Genomic DNA, 14,152 nt, shown 5'->3' on the forward strand with positions numbered 1-14,152 from the left:
GCGTTATTGGCGGCCAATTTCCTCGTTTCTGACCAAGCCGCTTCAGCATTTCATTGAGGAGGCTCACGGTCCGCCCGTGGAAAGCGAGTGCCAGGAGCGGAAATCACCCCCTTTGTACCCTTTCACTCTAAAAGAAAAAAGGCAAATAGCAACGATTTTTAAGAAAAGAGCCAATTCACGATGAAGAAGGAATTTTCCCTTTTTAGGCGAAATAGAATGTAAGCGATATCAACAAAAGAGGTGTATACATGAGTACTGTTTTATATCAAGTAGAAAACCATATTGCTACGATTACACTAAATCGTCCTGAAGCAATGAATTGTTTTAATTACGAAATGCTAAAAAATCTTGAATCAGTTGTAGAGGATATACGCTCCAATCCTGATGTGCGTGTAGTGTTAATTACTGGTGCAGGTGAAAAATCATTTAGTGTTGGCGCTGACCTAAAAGAACGCAAAACGTTATCAGATTCAGAAGTGAAAAGAAATGTATATAAAATTGGTGAAGTATTCTCAAGTATTGAGGCACTCCCTCAACCTACCATATGTATGATAAATGGATATGCATTTGGTGGTGGAATGGAGCTTGCCCTGGCTTGTGATTTCCGGATTGTTGTAGATGATACTTCTATGGGACTAACAGAAACAGGCTTAGCAATTATTCCAGGAGCTGGCGGTACACAACGTCTTCCAAGGTTAATTGGTGAAACAAAAGCTTTGGAGTTAATTTTAACGGCAAAGCGTATGACAGCAGAAGAAGCATATGCATATGGAATTGTAACTAGCGTCGTTACACGTACGGAATTACGAACTGAAGCTTTAAATCTAGCAAATGCCATGTTGAAAAATGGACCTATCGCTCTGCAACAAGCCAAATTCGCAATTAAGCAGGGGATGAATACAGATCTGCAAACGGGATTGAAAATTGAAAGAAAAGCATACGAAGTCACGATTCCAACTGAGGATCGATTAGAGGCACTGGCAGCTTTTAGTGAAAAAAGAAAACCGAATTTTAAAGGGAAATAGATTAGTAGAAGTACCTCAGGGATGGGGTGCTTTTTTATTAGGACGGTAAATTGTGTTTCGTGTAGGACTTTTTTTGCTAACGGCGATAGTAATGAATTATCGCTTATAAAATTTAATTAACGATGATAGAAATAATTTAACGCCTATAGAATAAAAAATAACGACGATAGAACCAAAATAACGCCTATAGAATGAAATATAGACGATAGTACTCCTTCCCGACTATCCCAAAAAAGTAGATAAATAGAAAAATCTCACCTTTTAAAGTCAAAAAGATTGAAATATAACCTCATTTTTAAGAGAATAGATAATAAAAACGGAGTTTGGGGGATACAAGAGGGAATGTCTACAACAGTACTAGTTAAAAAACAATCAGATTTCCGTAGTGGTGTTCAAGCAGGGTTAAGTATTGCCATAGGATACATGCCAATTGCACTTACATTTGGTTTGTTAGCAAAAACAACAGGTCTCTCTGTTACAGAAACAGTGATGATGAGCTTAATTGTGTTTGCTGGAGCCTCACAATACATAGCTTTACAGCTTATCGCAGTGGGAACGGGTGTATTCGAAATTATTCTTACAACATTTATCTTAAATATCCGCCACTTCCTAATGTGTGCGTCTCTTAATGAAAAAGTTGAGGAAGACCATCCAGTCAAAAAGGCGCTTTATTCCTTTGGGGTAACCGATGAGACATTTTCTGTTGCTGCTGTTAAAGAAGGTACTGTGACTACGGGGTATATGTTTGGCGTTATATCTGTATCATATGGAAGCTGGGTTGCTTTTTCCGGAGTGGGTCATGTAATTGGTTCAAGTCTGCCTAGTGTCTTACAGCAAAGCATGTCTGTTGCTTTATATGCAATGTTTATAGGGTTACTTGTACCATCCATGAAAAAACAACGTAAAGTTGTCGTTCTGGCTGCTAGTGCTGCTGTACTAAACACCATTTTTTCCTTTTTCATGGAACCAGGCTGGTCAATTGTTTCAGCGACACTAGTTTCAGCAATAGGAATTGAAGCAGTTGTCCATTTAGGTAGGAATAAAGAGGAGGAAGTTGAAAATGGATAAAACAATACTACTCATGATTATTGGGATGGGGCTTGTTACATATATTCCAAGAATGTTGCCACTCGTCGTTTTCAATTCTGTAAAACTGCCTCCTTTTCTTCAAGGAGTTCTTAAAAATGTGCCTTTTGCAATTCTAGGAGCATTAATTATCCCAGGGATATTCACGATTAATGAAGATATATGGTTTGGAATTATTGGGGCAGTCGTTGCTTTTGTAGTTGCATATTTGGGTGCAAATGTAATTGTGGTTGTACTAAGTTCAATTATTGCATTAAGTATTTATTCATTCTTCTTTTAAGGAAATGAAAATATGAATCTTTTTACAGAGAGAGTAGTAGCTATCATTAAACAAATTCCATCTGGAAAGGTAATGACGTACGGTCAAATTGCAAGACTTGCTGGCAGTCCAAGAGGTGCAAGGCAGGTAGTTAGGGTACTTCATTCAATGAGTAAAAAATACAAACTACCATGGTTTCGGGTCATTAATTCAAAAGGAGAACTTGGAATTAATGACCAAGAAACACATGAGGCACAGGTGTTGTTTCTAGAAGATGAAGGTATTGAAGTAATTGATAATAAAAGGGTCAGTCTTGAAAAATATCAACATCATCCAGAATAAAAAACTGCCACTAATTGTTTAGGTGTTTCTAACAATTGGGGGGCAGTTTTTTATTTATGCGGACAATTTAGTTGTCTCTCTTTTTACATTTCTTCTGGTGCTTTTATCCCTAGTAATCTTAAGCCTTCCTTCAATACAATCGTGACAGCATTTACAAGTGAAAGGCGATCAACTTGTTCAGGGTCATCCCCAAGTATCTTCACATGACTATAATACTTATTAAATTCTTGAGATAGCTCAAGCACATATTTTGCAATAACCGATGGTTCATAAAGCTGCATACTTTTTTCAATTGTCGTAGGGAACTCCATTAAAAGTTTAACTACTGCCCAGCTATGTGGGTCTGATAGTCCATTTACAGATGGTGCTATTTCCATTCCAGCTTTTCGTAAAATGGAGCAAGCCCGCGCATGGGTATACTGAACATATGGACCCGTCGTTCCCTCAAACTTTAACATATCCTCTAATGAAAACTCGACGTTATTGAGACGTTCATTTTTTAAGTCGTGAAAGATGATTGCCCCAACTCCCACAGTTTTAGCGATTTCTTCTTTATTAGCCAAGCCTGGGTTTTTGTCTTCAATGTTTTTCATAGCCAGGTCAATCGCATCCATAATTACCTCTTCTAAAAGGACAATCTTTCCTTTCCGTGTCGACATCTTTTTCCCGTTTTTTAATATAAAACCAAATGGAACATGGACCATTTCTTTAGCCCACTCAAAGCCCAACTTCTCAAGAACCAGGAAGATCTGCTTAAAGTGCAGACTTTGTTCATGTCCGACAACATAGATTGCCTTCTGAAATGAATAGGTGTTCTGACGATAAATCGCTGCTGTAACATCTCTTGTCGCATAAAGGGTTGCACCATCAGACTTTTTTATCAAACATGGGGGAAGCTGATGCTCTGTTAAGTCTACAACTTCCGCTCCAGCTGACTCTACTAAAAGCTTTTTGTCCAACAGTAGGTTAATTGTAGGCTGCATCTTATCATTGTAAAAAGCTTCACCATTATAAGAGTCAAATTCAACCTCTAATAATGAATAGATACGAGAGAATTCTCTTAAGGATTCCTCTCTAAACCAATTCCATAACTCATGAGCTTCTTGGTCACCGTCTTCAAGTTTTTTAAACCATGCTCTCGCGTCATCCTCCAAACCAGGGTTAGACTCTGCTTCAGAATGGAACCGCACATAAAGAGTAAGTAATTCGGTAATTGGATTGTTTTGAACTACTTGCTCATTTCCCCAAAGTTTGTAGGCCACAATTAGTTTTCCGAACTGTGTTCCCCAGTCCCCTAGGTGATTAATTCGTACAGTCTGATAGCCACACTTTTCCACAATTTTAGAAAGCGAGTTACCGATAACCGTTGACCGTAGATGTCCCATCGAAAATGGTTTTACGATATTGGGAGATGAAAAATCAATCGTAACCGTAGCTCCTTGACCTATTGTTGAACTCCCGTAACTTGCACCATGTTCTAAAATAGAGCTAAGAACCTTTTTACTTACGGATTCCTTTTGTAAAAAACAGTTTACGTACGGGCCGTTAGCAACAACCTTTTCAAAAATGGAATGTTGAAGTGTCTCTGCTACTTGTTTGGCTATTTCCACAGGAGACTTACGGAAACGTTTTGCCAGTGTGAAACAGGGAAATGCAAGATCTCCTTGCTCACTAAATTTTGGCTTTTCGATTAGTTTGTAAACCTCTTCATAGGTAAGTTTGTTTTTTAGCTGCTTTGTGATTTCTTCAGCATATAGTTTTATAACTTCCATTTTTTAACCTCCATTCGAAAATAAAAAAATCCCGCCTCTATAAAAGAGACGAGATTTTCCCGCGGTACCACTCCAATTGTTCACAATGAACCTGCTTATGCAAAATAAATAACGGGATTTACCCGGCACACCCTACTTAAGGAGGTTCAGGTGAGCTTCTCAGAAGTGCGCTTCATTATGAAAAGAACGTTAGGCTTCCACCATCCCTAACTCTCTATTGTACTTATCATAATTACTCTCTTCCTCATTGAATCAATATTATTGTTACTTATCATATTCTATCTAGTTTCATAATTCAATAGTTTTTCACTTACATATGTCCTTTTTTACTTGAACTACAGGTTATCCTATATATGTTCTTGGACAGACTACTTAAAGAACTTGTTCTAACTGTCCATGTTTTTTACTAAAATACTAGTAAGTAGGGTTGTACATGAAGGGGGACAGCTTAGTGAAAAAAGTAATTAGTTGGTCTTTAGGAATTTATCTTGTCTTTGGTTTATTTATAGCATGGTATTTATTTTTCGGGGCAACAACGGACATACCATCACAATTAAAAGGAAGTCCGGCAGATCCACAGACATTCATGAATGAGCGGGAGCTATTATTAAGCCAAGAGTATTCTCAAATTAAGAACTTATTGTATTTTTTATCTGTTCCATTTGAGTGGTTAATCTATATCATCGTGTTAGTTGTAGGTATCTCGGCAAAGTTTCGAGACTGGTCAAAGGTATCAACAAAGTTTTCAATTCTACAAACAGCCATTTATTTATTCTGGTTATCTCTATTAGTAGAAGTTTTATCGTTCCCAATAGCCTGGATTAGTTATAATGTGTCAAAGTCATATAATATAACTGTACAATCAACTAATAGTTGGATGAAGGATGTATTGATTGATTTCTGGGTGAATTATGGGCTTATGATTTTAATAGTAGGTGTATTATTCTGGTTAATTAGAAGAAATGAGAAGCGCTGGTGGTTTCATGCATGGTTACTTTCAATACCGTTTTCTATGTTCTTAATGTTTGTTCAACCAGTAATTATTGACCCACTATATAATGACTTTTTCCCATTAACGAACAAAGAGTTAGAAAGCAAAATACTTGAGCTGGCAGATCGAGCAGATATTCCAGCAGACCACGTATTTGAAGTCAACATGTCTGAAAAAACGAATTCATTAAATGCGTATGTAACTGGAATTGGCAGCAATTCTCGGATTGTTTTATGGGATACAACCTTAGAAAGATTAAGTGAAAGTGAAATTTTGTTCATAATGGCACATGAGATGGGTCATTATGTAATGAAACATATATACTTTGGAATAGCGGGCTATCTACTACTTACTCTGGTTGGATTATTTATTATAAGTAAACTAATGAATGTCATGGTCAAAAAATGGGGAAGCAGATTTAAAATTTCTAGTGTCAAAGATATTGCGGTTCTTCCATTGTTTCTCTTGTTAATTTCTGTGCTAAGCTTCGTTTCAGATCCTGTTTCAAATACAGTATCCAGAAATCAAGAGAAGGCAGCAGATTTGTATGCGCTTGAAATGACAAATGACAACCAGGCAGCAGTCACTTCGTTTCAAAAATTAGCAAAGGCAGGATTGAGCCAGGTAAATCCACCATATTTGGTAAAGCTCTTCCGTTATGGTCACCCAACAATGTTAGAGAGAATCACATATACAAATGAATTTCAAAAGCAGGAAGAATAAAGAAATAAAAAACCTATTCATGTGAATAGGTTTTTTTGTTTTATCGAAATGTCAAGATAATCAAACGTCATATATTGTTATAATACAGATTTACTATTTTTAAATTGTTATATAAAAAATTAAAGAAAAATGTTCCAATTTTAAAAACACTGTTATATAATACTAACATGTTAAATAATCTGTATTATAACAAGATTTCGAAAGGTGTTGAGAAAGAGAATGACGACACAAACGTCAGGGATTCAGGTCAAAGGGAAGATGAATAAGCAATTTGAAGAGATTTTGACACCTGATGCATTGGCATTCATTGAGAAACTAGAACGAAGATTTGGTCAGCGAAGGGTACAGCTTCTAGAAAAAAGACAACAAAGACAACAAGAAATTATGAACGGAAAGATGCCAGATTTCTTACCTGAAACAGAGCATATCCGTAACAGTAATTGGACAGTAGCTCCAATACCGAAGGATCTCCAAGATAGACGGGTAGAGATAACAGGACCTGTTGATCGTAAAATGATTATCAATGCACTGAATTCAGGTGCAAAGGTCTTTATGGCTGATTTTGAGGATGCAAACTCTCCAACTTGGGAGAATGTTATTAATGGGCAAATAAATCTTAGAGATGCGGTAAAGCGGACGATTTCATTCGAAAATCCGAATGGGAAGAAGTATGAGCTGAATAATGAAACAGCTACTCTCGTTGTACGTCCACGCGGCTGGCATTTAGAGGAAAAACATATTGTCCTGGATGGACATCGAATATCTGCAAGTTTACTAGACTTTGGACTTTATTTTTATCATAATGCTACAACATTACTTGAAAATGGCAGTGGGCCATATTTTTACTTACCTAAAATGGAAAGCCATTTAGAAGCTAGACTTTGGAATGATGTATTTATTTTTGCTCAACAAGAACTAGGTATCCCGCAAGGTACAATTAAAGCAACTGTATTAATTGAAACAATCCTTGCAACTTTTGAGGTAGATGAAATTTTATATGAACTTAAGGAACACTCAGCAGGTCTGAATTGTGGTAGATGGGACTATATATTTAGCTATTTAAAAAGATTTAGAAACGTAGAGAACGTAATATTACCAGATCGTTCAGTGGTAACAATGACGGTTCCTTTTATGAGTGCTTATTCACAGCATGTAATTAAAACTTGTCATCGCCGAAATGTTCATGCGATTGGCGGTATGGCAGCTCAAATACCTGTAAAAAACAATCCAGAAGCAAATGAAGAAGCATTTATTAAGGTACGTGCTGATAAAGAAAGAGAAGCAAAAAATGGCCATGATGGTACATGGGTAGCACATCCGGGATTAGTACCTGTTGCTGCGGAAGTGTTTAATGAGGTTATGACAGGACCAAACCAAATTTATAAAAAGCGTGAGGATGTCCAAGTTACAGCATCTGACCTCTTAGCTATTCCAGAAGGAAGCATTACCGAACAAGGGGTTAGAACAAATATAAATGTTGGAATTCAATATATCGAGTCTTGGTTACAGGGACGTGGTGCTGCTCCGATTCACAACCTAATGGAGGATGCAGCAACTGCTGAAATATCAAGAGCACAGATTTGGCAATGGATTCGCCATCCAAAGGGAGTTTTAGACGACGGAAGAAAAGTTACCCTTGAACTTGTTCAACAATTGAAGGACGAAGAACTTGAAAAAATTAAACAAGAGGTCGGTAGCAAGTATTTTGAAGCGGGCCGCTTTGAAGAAGCTACGACTCTATTCGAAAAACTAATAACGAATGACGAATTTGAAGAGTTTTTAACATTACCAGGTTATGAGATTTTATAAAATACTTTTTTACTTGGGTTGTTAAAGTAAAACTTGTTGGTTTATATGACTTTTGCTATTGGTTATTAAGTTGAATAATATGTTATAACACGGGTGATTGTAGCGATTACCAGGAGCGGAAATCACCAAACAATGTAATATGTATCTTATTAAAAAGCAGAAAAAATAAACTTTTTGGAAAGTAAATATAAATAATACATTTCTTAAGGAGGATATACACATGACAAACGAAAGAGTTCAAAAATTACAAGAAAGCTGGGAATTCGATTCACGTTGGAAAGGTATTGAAAGAACATATACAGCAGAAGATGTCATTCGTCTTCGAGGATCAATTGACATAGAACATACATTAGCTCGTCGAGGTTCAGAAAAGCTCTGGAATTTACTTAACAATGAAGATTACATTAATGCGCTTGGAGCATTAACAGGAAATCAAGCAGTCCAGCAGGTCAAAGCAGGATTAAAAGCAATTTACTTAAGTGGCTGGCAAGTGGCAGCAGATGCTAACCTTTCTGGTCATATGTATCCAGACCAAAGCTTATACCCGGCAAACAGTGTGCCAAGCGTTGTAAAAAGAATTAACCAGGCGTTACAACGTGCTGACCAGATTCAACATTTAGAAGGCGAAGGCGATACCGATTGGTTTGCTCCTATTGTTGCGGATGCAGAGGCTGGCTTCGGTGGCCAATTAAATGTGTTTGAACTTATGAAGGGTATGATCGAAGCCGGTGCAGCAGGCGTTCACTTTGAGGATCAACTTTCATCTGAGAAAAAATGTGGACACCTAGGCGGTAAGGTGCTACTGCCTACACAAACAGCAGTTAGAAACTTAATTTCTGCTCGTTTAGCAGCAGATGTAATGGGCGTTCCTACTATTCTAGTAGCCAGAACAGATGCGGATGCTGCAGATTTGATTACAAGTGACATCGATCCAGTAGACCAAGAATTTATTACAGGAGAAAGAACACCTGAAGGATTCTTTAGAACGAAAGCTGGTCTTGATCAAGCAATTGCACGAGGCTTAGCGTATGCCCCGTATGCAGACTTAATCTGGTGCGAAACTTCAGAACCAAATTTAGAGCAGGCACAACGTTTTGCTGATGCAATACACGAAAAATTCCCGGGTAAACTGTTAGCATATAACTGTTCACCATCCTTCAATTGGAAGAAAAAACTTGATGCAGACACAATTGAAAAGTTTCAAGTGGAATTAGGAAAAATGGGTTATAAATTCCAATTTGTAACACTTGCTGGATTCCATGCTCTTAACCACAGCATGTTTGAACTTGCAAGAGGCTATAAAGAAAGAGGAATGGGAGCATATTCCGAGCTTCAACAAGCTGAATTTGAAAGCGAAAAATATGGATATACTGCAACAAGACATCAACGTGAAGTTGGTACTGGTTACTTTGATGAAGTGGCTCAAGTTATTACAGGAGGAACATCTTCAACTACTGCATTGAAGGGTTCAACTGAGGAATCACAATTTACAAAATCATAATCACAAAAAACTGGCTAGCATTTGATGCTAGTCAGTTTTTTCTATACCGCTCGGTTTACAAGTTTTCCATATTCCACTGATAACTCCATGAACAGTCTTTCATTTCCTGAGTCAATTGCTTCGTTAACTTTCGTTTCTAATAATTCTTTTTTCCTTTTAAATAGGCTCTCATCAATGATCATTTGAATATATATGTCTAATACTGTTACTTCAGGAGATTTCCTTTTTTGCGTATTCCGTGACTTCATGATCTCTGTGTACGTCTTCCTATTTTTCATGAAAGTTCACCCCTAGACCCTTTTTTATAGTATATTTAGCAAGGAGGAGAAAATCAACTGAATTTTTAGACTTTTTAAAAATATTTTAGTCATAATACGTATAAAGAAAACAGTACAAGGAGTTTGTTTGAAAATACACTGGAATAAAATGTTAAAATAGTAGTCTTTTTCTGTATGTTTTTAGCAAGTTAGCACCAAGATAATAATGGAGGTGGAAAAATGAAGAATCGAAATGAACATGAGAATAGTGATATTCCAGCAACAACACCGTTAAATCCTGTCTTTGGAATGTCCAATGCACTTGATACAAAAAACCCTTTTTTAACAGAGTCAGTATACGCAGGAGATTCGGTTGATGAGCATACTACATTAGAGCAAGCAAATGCATATATTGCTGATAAAGAATTAGGGCAATTAAATGAGAACTCCTAAATCTTCTTTGCACCGTATTTGTGGTTTTCTTTTTGAGGAATACCACTTTTTTTGTGAACAATTTGTGAAAAGAATGGTTAAAAGGACCTATAGATGATAATATGAGAGTGCTTTCATTTTTTAGAAAATTTAAACTTATCAAAGGAGTTGAGTAAATGCAATTGAAGAAAATTAGCTATTTGTTGGAATATGAGATAAATCCATTTACCATGGCTATCCTTCCAATAAAAGTTGGAATTAATCTTTGTTCAAAAGTAATTGAAGTTGAAGGTGAATGTGTGGTAGCAATGAAACCATTTGAAATTGTAGACCGGAGTTGCCGTTTTTTCGGTAGCAGTCTGAAAGGTTGAGGGGTTATGAAAGTACCTAAAAAAATATAGACTTATAAAAAGTCTATATGTTCAACAATCGTTTCGTTTTTCTTTTCGTGCTTCACATGAATTTCTTTTATTGTCATTTGTACGAGTGTTTTCTTCTCGCCATCTGTTAGATGATTCCAGTTGTTTCTGACGTTCTGGAGTATTCTATATACGTCGCTTGGATCAGTCTTAATTTCATCCTGTGGACTGAACTGTGAGAACTGTTCTTTTATATTATCTTCCAGCAATTTCTCTTCTTCCATACGTTTTGAGAAATCCTCATCGTTAATTGTTTCATTAGCCCATGCATACTGCCACTTCTTTTTTCTCTTCTCGATTTTTTGTAACTCTGACTTTAAAAACTTTATTGTTTCTTCGTCATTTGATGGTTTTACGCGATTACTCTTTATAGCTGCAACTTCTTCAATTGCTTTGGAGAAATCAATATTATCGAGATACTCAAGAAAAGCCTCTTCAAGTGATTTTTCTGTGGTTGACATTGAGCCTTTACACTGGCCAGTCTTTTTGTGTAAACATCTATAATTCTTATACTCAACTTTTTCTCCATTTGTTTTAGTGTACGTAACTTTATAACCGGTCATTGTATAACCGCACAGTTTACACTTATATACACTGGAGAATATATAATCACTGGAAACTACCTGTGGTGGAAGTGTTCTTCTTCTTTCAAGTGTTCGTTGAATCTCATCCCATGTATCCTCATCTATAATTGCAGGAGCTGCGCCTTCGACTAATTGATCAGTCCATCTAATTGTCCCTTTGTATAGTGGGTTTTTTAGTAGTTGAACCAGAGGTTTGTCATTCCAGCTATTTCCGTCTCTTGTCTTGATGTTGCGACTATTTAAGTACTTACATATCTTATTTGCTCCCATACCCTGTTTTATGTATAGATTTACGATTAATCGAACGACTGCAGCTTCATCTTCTCTTATGGTGAGTTCACCAGATGTAGGTTCCAGATTGTATCCGAATGGCCTGTTATTGTGTGCATATCTGCCTTGTCTTACTTTTTCAGAAAAACCCATACTGATGCGCTCACCCATGTTTTCACGTTCCCACTGGGCAAGAGCTGCAACAATGGTAATAAACATTCTACCCATTGCAGTGGTAGTGTCATATACTTCTGTAGCTGACTTGAATTTACAATCGTGTTTTTCAAATACCTCAAGTAATTTATATAAATCTAAAACTGAACGTGTTAGACGATCCAGACGATACACAAGAACACAATCTATTTTACCGGTTTTAATATCTTTCACCATTTGTTGTAATTGTGGCCGTTTCATATCCTTAGCAGATATCCCTTCATCCACATAAAAGTTAGCTACTGTCCAGTCCTGTGCAATGCAATAGGCCTTTAGTCGTTCCCTTTGTGCAGAGATGGAATACCCTTCTTTTGCTTGTTCTTCTGTACTAACACGAATATAAATAGCTGTTTTCATTGTGTTCACTCCTTGACTTAATTGTAGTCAATTAGGCTACATATGAAAATAGCAAATTTATACAAAACTAAAAACCTACCTTAAAGGTAGGCTTTTTTTAGCTTGCTAGATTCGGAAGTGGTTCGTTAGGATTTGCTAAATTATAAATCTCGGTTGCCATTTCAATTAATTCTTCACGATTCATTTTGTCCTCATAGTAGAGGTGAAACAATAATTCAGTGGAGACTAATAATAGATCGGCATCGGACTTTCTTTTCTTAGCTTCCTCCAATTTCTTGTCTAGCATTTCGATAATGTTCATTTTAGATTCCCTCTCCTTATATGTTATTAATTTGGCACATACCCACCAAATGTAAAGGTTATACCGCAATCAAAAAAAGTTTCAAAAACAATAGGTATGTACATAAAAATTTAGGATATTGGAAAAATAATGAACATTTTAATTCTATGAAAATAGGACTACCAAGTCAATATGAACTAGCAAATTTAGACAAAAAAAAAGAAACTAACAATCTAGTTAGCTTCTTTCAATAAACAATCATCGTTTGTTATAGGAACATCAATTATAGAGGGTCGTTCCGATATTCTTGTACCTTTAAAAATTACGTCTTCAATTTGGATACATATACCTTGTTCTAATCTCTCTGTGTGAATGATAGTTACCACGCTATCCCCTCCATTGTTTACGAACAAACGTTCCTATTAGATATTTCTTATTATGCCTTAATTCTATAACAAAGTAAAGGATTACATATAGTGTTCAATTTCTACATTGTTCGACAATTACTAATACAAAAGGTAGATTTATAATGGTTTGTGCATAATACTTTAGTATTACAAAAGTAATATTGGTTAAATTTTCCGAAAGTTGTTATTTCTAAAAAAGGTATATAAGGACCACGAAAAAACACCTACCATTTGGTAAGTGTTTCCTTATTTCCTTGACTGTATTTCATTTAATTTATTAAAGTCAATCTTCCCATCCCTTTTTAGATCTCTTATCAATTCTAATGCATCTTTTATATCCTGGTCGGTTAAGTCTTCTCTTAACGATTTATCTATTGAAATACGAACAACACCTTCTTCTTTGAGTTGTTCAGGTACATCTACAAACTCAACTTCTCCAAGAAAGTAACTCATAGGTGTATTGTAAAGTTTACATATGGATTGTAGTAACTCTATATTAGGTTTGCGTTCTCCTCTTTCTATTTTAGATAAATTACTGTGGTCAATGTTTAGTTTTGCACCTAACTGTCTTAGGGTGTCGTCATTTTTAGTTCTAAGTTTCTTTAGTTTTTCTCCGAAATCGTTCACAATTACACCCCCATAAAAACAGAAATGTTTCCTAATAGTTAACATTCATATCATATCACTTCAATGATAAAAATCACATTTCAATCACGTTAAAAAAATCTTCCAATTTTACCACAAAAGTTCTTGACGTGGGCAAATAGACCACATATAATAAGAATCAATAAGTGGTCAAACAAACCACATGATAGGAGGGAAGGAAATTGCCAAATAACATTAAACAGCTACGAGAACAAGCAAACATCACTCAAGAAGAACTTGCAAAACGCATCGGGGTAAGTCGTATCCATATGAACAAGATGGAAAACGGTAAGAAGCCAATCACGATGGTCAAAGCGTTAAAGCTCGCGGAGATCTTCAATGTAACGTTAAACGATATTTTTTTATCGTCTAGTGGTCAAAATAACCCCAAAGGAGAGTAAATATGAAACAACCATCTCAAGAAACACTAAATAAAATACTTTTCTTCTTTACTGAAACTTCTGTTCCTCGGATTTTGGAGGAAGAAAGAAAATTGAAAGCAGGTGAAATAAGTGAAACTCTTTGTGAAGCGAAATCAATTTAAAACATTTGAAAAAGCAAAAATTGAAATTAATGAAGCTTCGGAATGGTCATTAATTAGTTTTGGTCTAAAAAAACTTCTGGAAGATGCCGTGGAAAGCATTAATTTTTACGAAAAACTTCAAAACGAATATAAAGAGGACCGCTCAAATGACATTAAGTATTTTGCGGAGAGAAAATCGCAGTTAGAAGAAATGCTAAATGTATTAAATTGCGAAAACGAGCGTGTTTGGAAGTAAT

At 36.0% G+C, this 14,152-nt stretch carries 18 protein-coding genes and 1 other annotated feature; of the genes, 12 read left to right on the top strand and 6 right to left on the bottom strand.

All coding sequences use genetic code 11. The features are described from left to right. Positions 1-248 precede the first annotated feature (248 nt). The 4 genes from AB3M96_RS15330 (at position 249) to AB3M96_RS15345 (ending at position 2,712) form a co-directional block, all read left to right on the top strand. A complete protein-coding gene (locus tag AB3M96_RS15330; RefSeq protein WP_412968505.1) occupies positions 249-1,025 on the top strand; it encodes an enoyl-CoA hydratase-related protein in 777 nt (258 codons plus the stop codon). A 342-nt stretch (positions 1,026-1,367) separates the two neighbouring features. Then, entirely contained in the window at positions 1,368-2,093 is a 726-nt protein-coding gene (locus AB3M96_RS15335; RefSeq protein ID WP_412968506.1) for an AzlC family ABC transporter permease, read from the top strand. Further along, entirely contained in the window at positions 2,086-2,391 is a 306-nt protein-coding gene (locus AB3M96_RS15340; RefSeq protein ID WP_412968507.1) for an AzlD domain-containing protein, read from the top strand. The genes AB3M96_RS15335 and AB3M96_RS15340 overlap by 8 nt, the downstream gene beginning before the upstream one ends. Before the next feature lie 12 nt (positions 2,392-2,403). Next, a complete protein-coding gene (locus AB3M96_RS15345; RefSeq protein WP_412968508.1) occupies positions 2,404-2,712 on the top strand; it encodes an MGMT family protein in 309 nt (102 codons plus the stop codon). An 83-nt stretch (positions 2,713-2,795) separates the two neighbouring features. Here AB3M96_RS15345 and argS read toward each other — a convergent pair whose 3' ends face one another. Then, a complete protein-coding gene (gene argS, locus AB3M96_RS15350) occupies positions 2,796-4,484 on the bottom strand; it encodes an arginine--tRNA ligase (protein ID WP_412968509.1) in 1,689 nt (562 codons plus the stop codon). 41 nt (positions 4,485-4,525) lie between these two features. Continuing rightward, positions 4,526-4,741, bottom strand: a binding site (T-box leader). 194 nt (positions 4,742-4,935) lie between these two features. On the opposite strand from argS, the gene AB3M96_RS15355 reads away from it, so the two are divergent. The 3 genes from AB3M96_RS15355 (at position 4,936) to aceA (ending at position 9,508) form a co-directional block, all read left to right on the top strand. Then, the gene (locus AB3M96_RS15355) at positions 4,936-6,198 is read left to right on the top strand and encodes a M48 family metallopeptidase (RefSeq protein ID WP_412968510.1); all 1,263 of its coding nucleotides are present in this window, start codon (positions 4,936-4,938) and stop codon (positions 6,196-6,198) included. Between the two features lie 219 nt (positions 6,199-6,417). Beyond that, entirely contained in the window at positions 6,418-8,007 is a 1,590-nt protein-coding gene (gene aceB, locus AB3M96_RS15360) for a malate synthase A (RefSeq protein ID WP_412968511.1), read from the top strand. A 220-nt stretch (positions 8,008-8,227) separates the two neighbouring features. After that, on the top strand, positions 8,228-9,508 hold the full coding sequence (gene aceA / locus AB3M96_RS15365; protein ID WP_412968512.1) for an isocitrate lyase: 1,281 nt from the start codon (positions 8,228-8,230) through the stop codon (positions 9,506-9,508). A 41-nt stretch (positions 9,509-9,549) separates the two neighbouring features. Here the strand turns inward: aceA and AB3M96_RS15370 are convergent, their stop codons facing one another. Further along, on the bottom strand, positions 9,550-9,786 hold the full coding sequence (locus AB3M96_RS15370; RefSeq protein WP_412968513.1) for an IDEAL domain-containing protein: 237 nt from the start codon (positions 9,784-9,786) through the stop codon (positions 9,550-9,552). Positions 9,787-10,005: 219 nt separating this feature from the next. Between AB3M96_RS15370 and AB3M96_RS15375 the strand changes: the two genes are divergently transcribed. Both AB3M96_RS15375 and AB3M96_RS15380 read left to right on the top strand, forming a co-directional pair. Beyond that, positions 10,006-10,218, top strand: a complete 213-nt coding sequence (locus tag AB3M96_RS15375) for a hypothetical protein (protein ID WP_412968514.1) — start codon at positions 10,006-10,008, stop codon at positions 10,216-10,218. Positions 10,219-10,373: 155 nt separating this feature from the next. Next, complete coding sequence (locus AB3M96_RS15380; RefSeq protein WP_412968515.1) at positions 10,374-10,568, top strand: competence protein ComK; 195 nt, start codon at positions 10,374-10,376, stop codon at positions 10,566-10,568. 32 nt (positions 10,569-10,600) lie between these two features. Here AB3M96_RS15380 and AB3M96_RS15385 read toward each other — a convergent pair whose 3' ends face one another. From AB3M96_RS15385 to AB3M96_RS15400, 4 genes are all read right to left on the bottom strand, one after another. Next, positions 10,601-12,040: a recombinase family protein gene (locus tag AB3M96_RS15385; RefSeq protein ID WP_412968516.1), complete on the bottom strand. Its 1,440-nt coding sequence runs from the start codon at positions 12,038-12,040 to the stop codon at positions 10,601-10,603. A gap of 97 nt (positions 12,041-12,137) precedes the next feature. Continuing rightward, a complete protein-coding gene (locus AB3M96_RS15390) occupies positions 12,138-12,341 on the bottom strand; it encodes a hypothetical protein (protein WP_412968517.1) in 204 nt (67 codons plus the stop codon). Positions 12,342-12,553: 212 nt separating this feature from the next. Beyond that, positions 12,554-12,706, bottom strand: a complete 153-nt coding sequence (locus tag AB3M96_RS15395) for a hypothetical protein (protein ID WP_412968518.1) — start codon at positions 12,704-12,706, stop codon at positions 12,554-12,556. A gap of 267 nt (positions 12,707-12,973) precedes the next feature. Continuing rightward, positions 12,974-13,354, bottom strand: coding sequence for a helix-turn-helix domain-containing protein (locus AB3M96_RS15400; RefSeq protein WP_412968519.1), 381 nt, complete (start codon positions 13,352-13,354; stop codon positions 12,974-12,976). Positions 13,355-13,554: 200 nt separating this feature from the next. On the opposite strand from AB3M96_RS15400, the gene AB3M96_RS15405 reads away from it, so the two are divergent. From AB3M96_RS15405 to AB3M96_RS15415, 3 genes are read left to right on the top strand one after another with little or no spacing between them, the layout of a single operon-like run. After that, entirely contained in the window at positions 13,555-13,773 is a 219-nt protein-coding gene (locus AB3M96_RS15405; RefSeq protein WP_412968520.1) for a helix-turn-helix transcriptional regulator, read from the top strand. A 2-nt stretch (positions 13,774-13,775) separates the two neighbouring features. Continuing rightward, on the top strand, positions 13,776-13,916 hold the full coding sequence (locus AB3M96_RS15410) for a hypothetical protein (protein WP_412968521.1): 141 nt from the start codon (positions 13,776-13,778) through the stop codon (positions 13,914-13,916). Continuing rightward, positions 13,897-14,151 (top strand): hypothetical protein, encoded by a 255-nt coding sequence (locus AB3M96_RS15415; RefSeq protein WP_412968522.1) that lies wholly within the window; start codon positions 13,897-13,899, stop codon positions 14,149-14,151. The genes AB3M96_RS15410 and AB3M96_RS15415 overlap by 20 nt, the downstream gene beginning before the upstream one ends. Position 14,152: the final 1 nt, after the last annotated feature.

The sequence above is a fragment of the Ferdinandcohnia jepli genome (assembly GCF_047246645.1).
Lineage (GTDB): Bacteria > Bacillota > Bacilli > Bacillales > Bacillaceae_L > Ferdinandcohnia.

Bases quoted from the DNA above. Each gene is read 5' to 3' on its own strand.
- aceB (WP_412968511.1), top strand. From the start codon at position 6,418: ATGACGACACAAACGTCAGGGATTCAGGTCAAAGGGAAGATGAATAAG.
- AB3M96_RS15330 (WP_412968505.1), top strand. From the start codon at position 249: ATGAGTACTGTTTTATATCAAGTAGAAAACCATATTGCTACGATTACA.
- AB3M96_RS15390 (WP_412968517.1), bottom strand. From the start codon at position 12,341: ATGAACATTATCGAAATGCTAGACAAGAAATTGGAGGAAGCTAAGAAA.
- AB3M96_RS15335 (WP_412968506.1), top strand. From the start codon at position 1,368: ATGTCTACAACAGTACTAGTTAAAAAACAATCAGATTTCCGTAGTGGT.
- AB3M96_RS15375 (WP_412968514.1), top strand. From the start codon at position 10,006: ATGAAGAATCGAAATGAACATGAGAATAGTGATATTCCAGCAACAACA.
- AB3M96_RS15410 (WP_412968521.1), top strand. From the start codon at position 13,776: ATGAAACAACCATCTCAAGAAACACTAAATAAAATACTTTTCTTCTTT.
- aceA (WP_412968512.1), top strand. From the start codon at position 8,228: ATGACAAACGAAAGAGTTCAAAAATTACAAGAAAGCTGGGAATTCGAT.
- AB3M96_RS15380 (WP_412968515.1), top strand. From the start codon at position 10,374: ATGCAATTGAAGAAAATTAGCTATTTGTTGGAATATGAGATAAATCCA.
- AB3M96_RS15385 (WP_412968516.1), bottom strand. From the start codon at position 12,040: ATGAAAACAGCTATTTATATTCGTGTTAGTACAGAAGAACAAGCAAAA.
- AB3M96_RS15340 (WP_412968507.1), top strand. From the start codon at position 2,086: ATGGATAAAACAATACTACTCATGATTATTGGGATGGGGCTTGTTACA.
- AB3M96_RS15345 (WP_412968508.1), top strand. From the start codon at position 2,404: ATGAATCTTTTTACAGAGAGAGTAGTAGCTATCATTAAACAAATTCCA.
- AB3M96_RS15370 (WP_412968513.1), bottom strand. From the start codon at position 9,786: ATGAAAAATAGGAAGACGTACACAGAGATCATGAAGTCACGGAATACG.
- argS (WP_412968509.1), bottom strand. From the start codon at position 4,484: ATGGAAGTTATAAAACTATATGCTGAAGAAATCACAAAGCAGCTAAAA.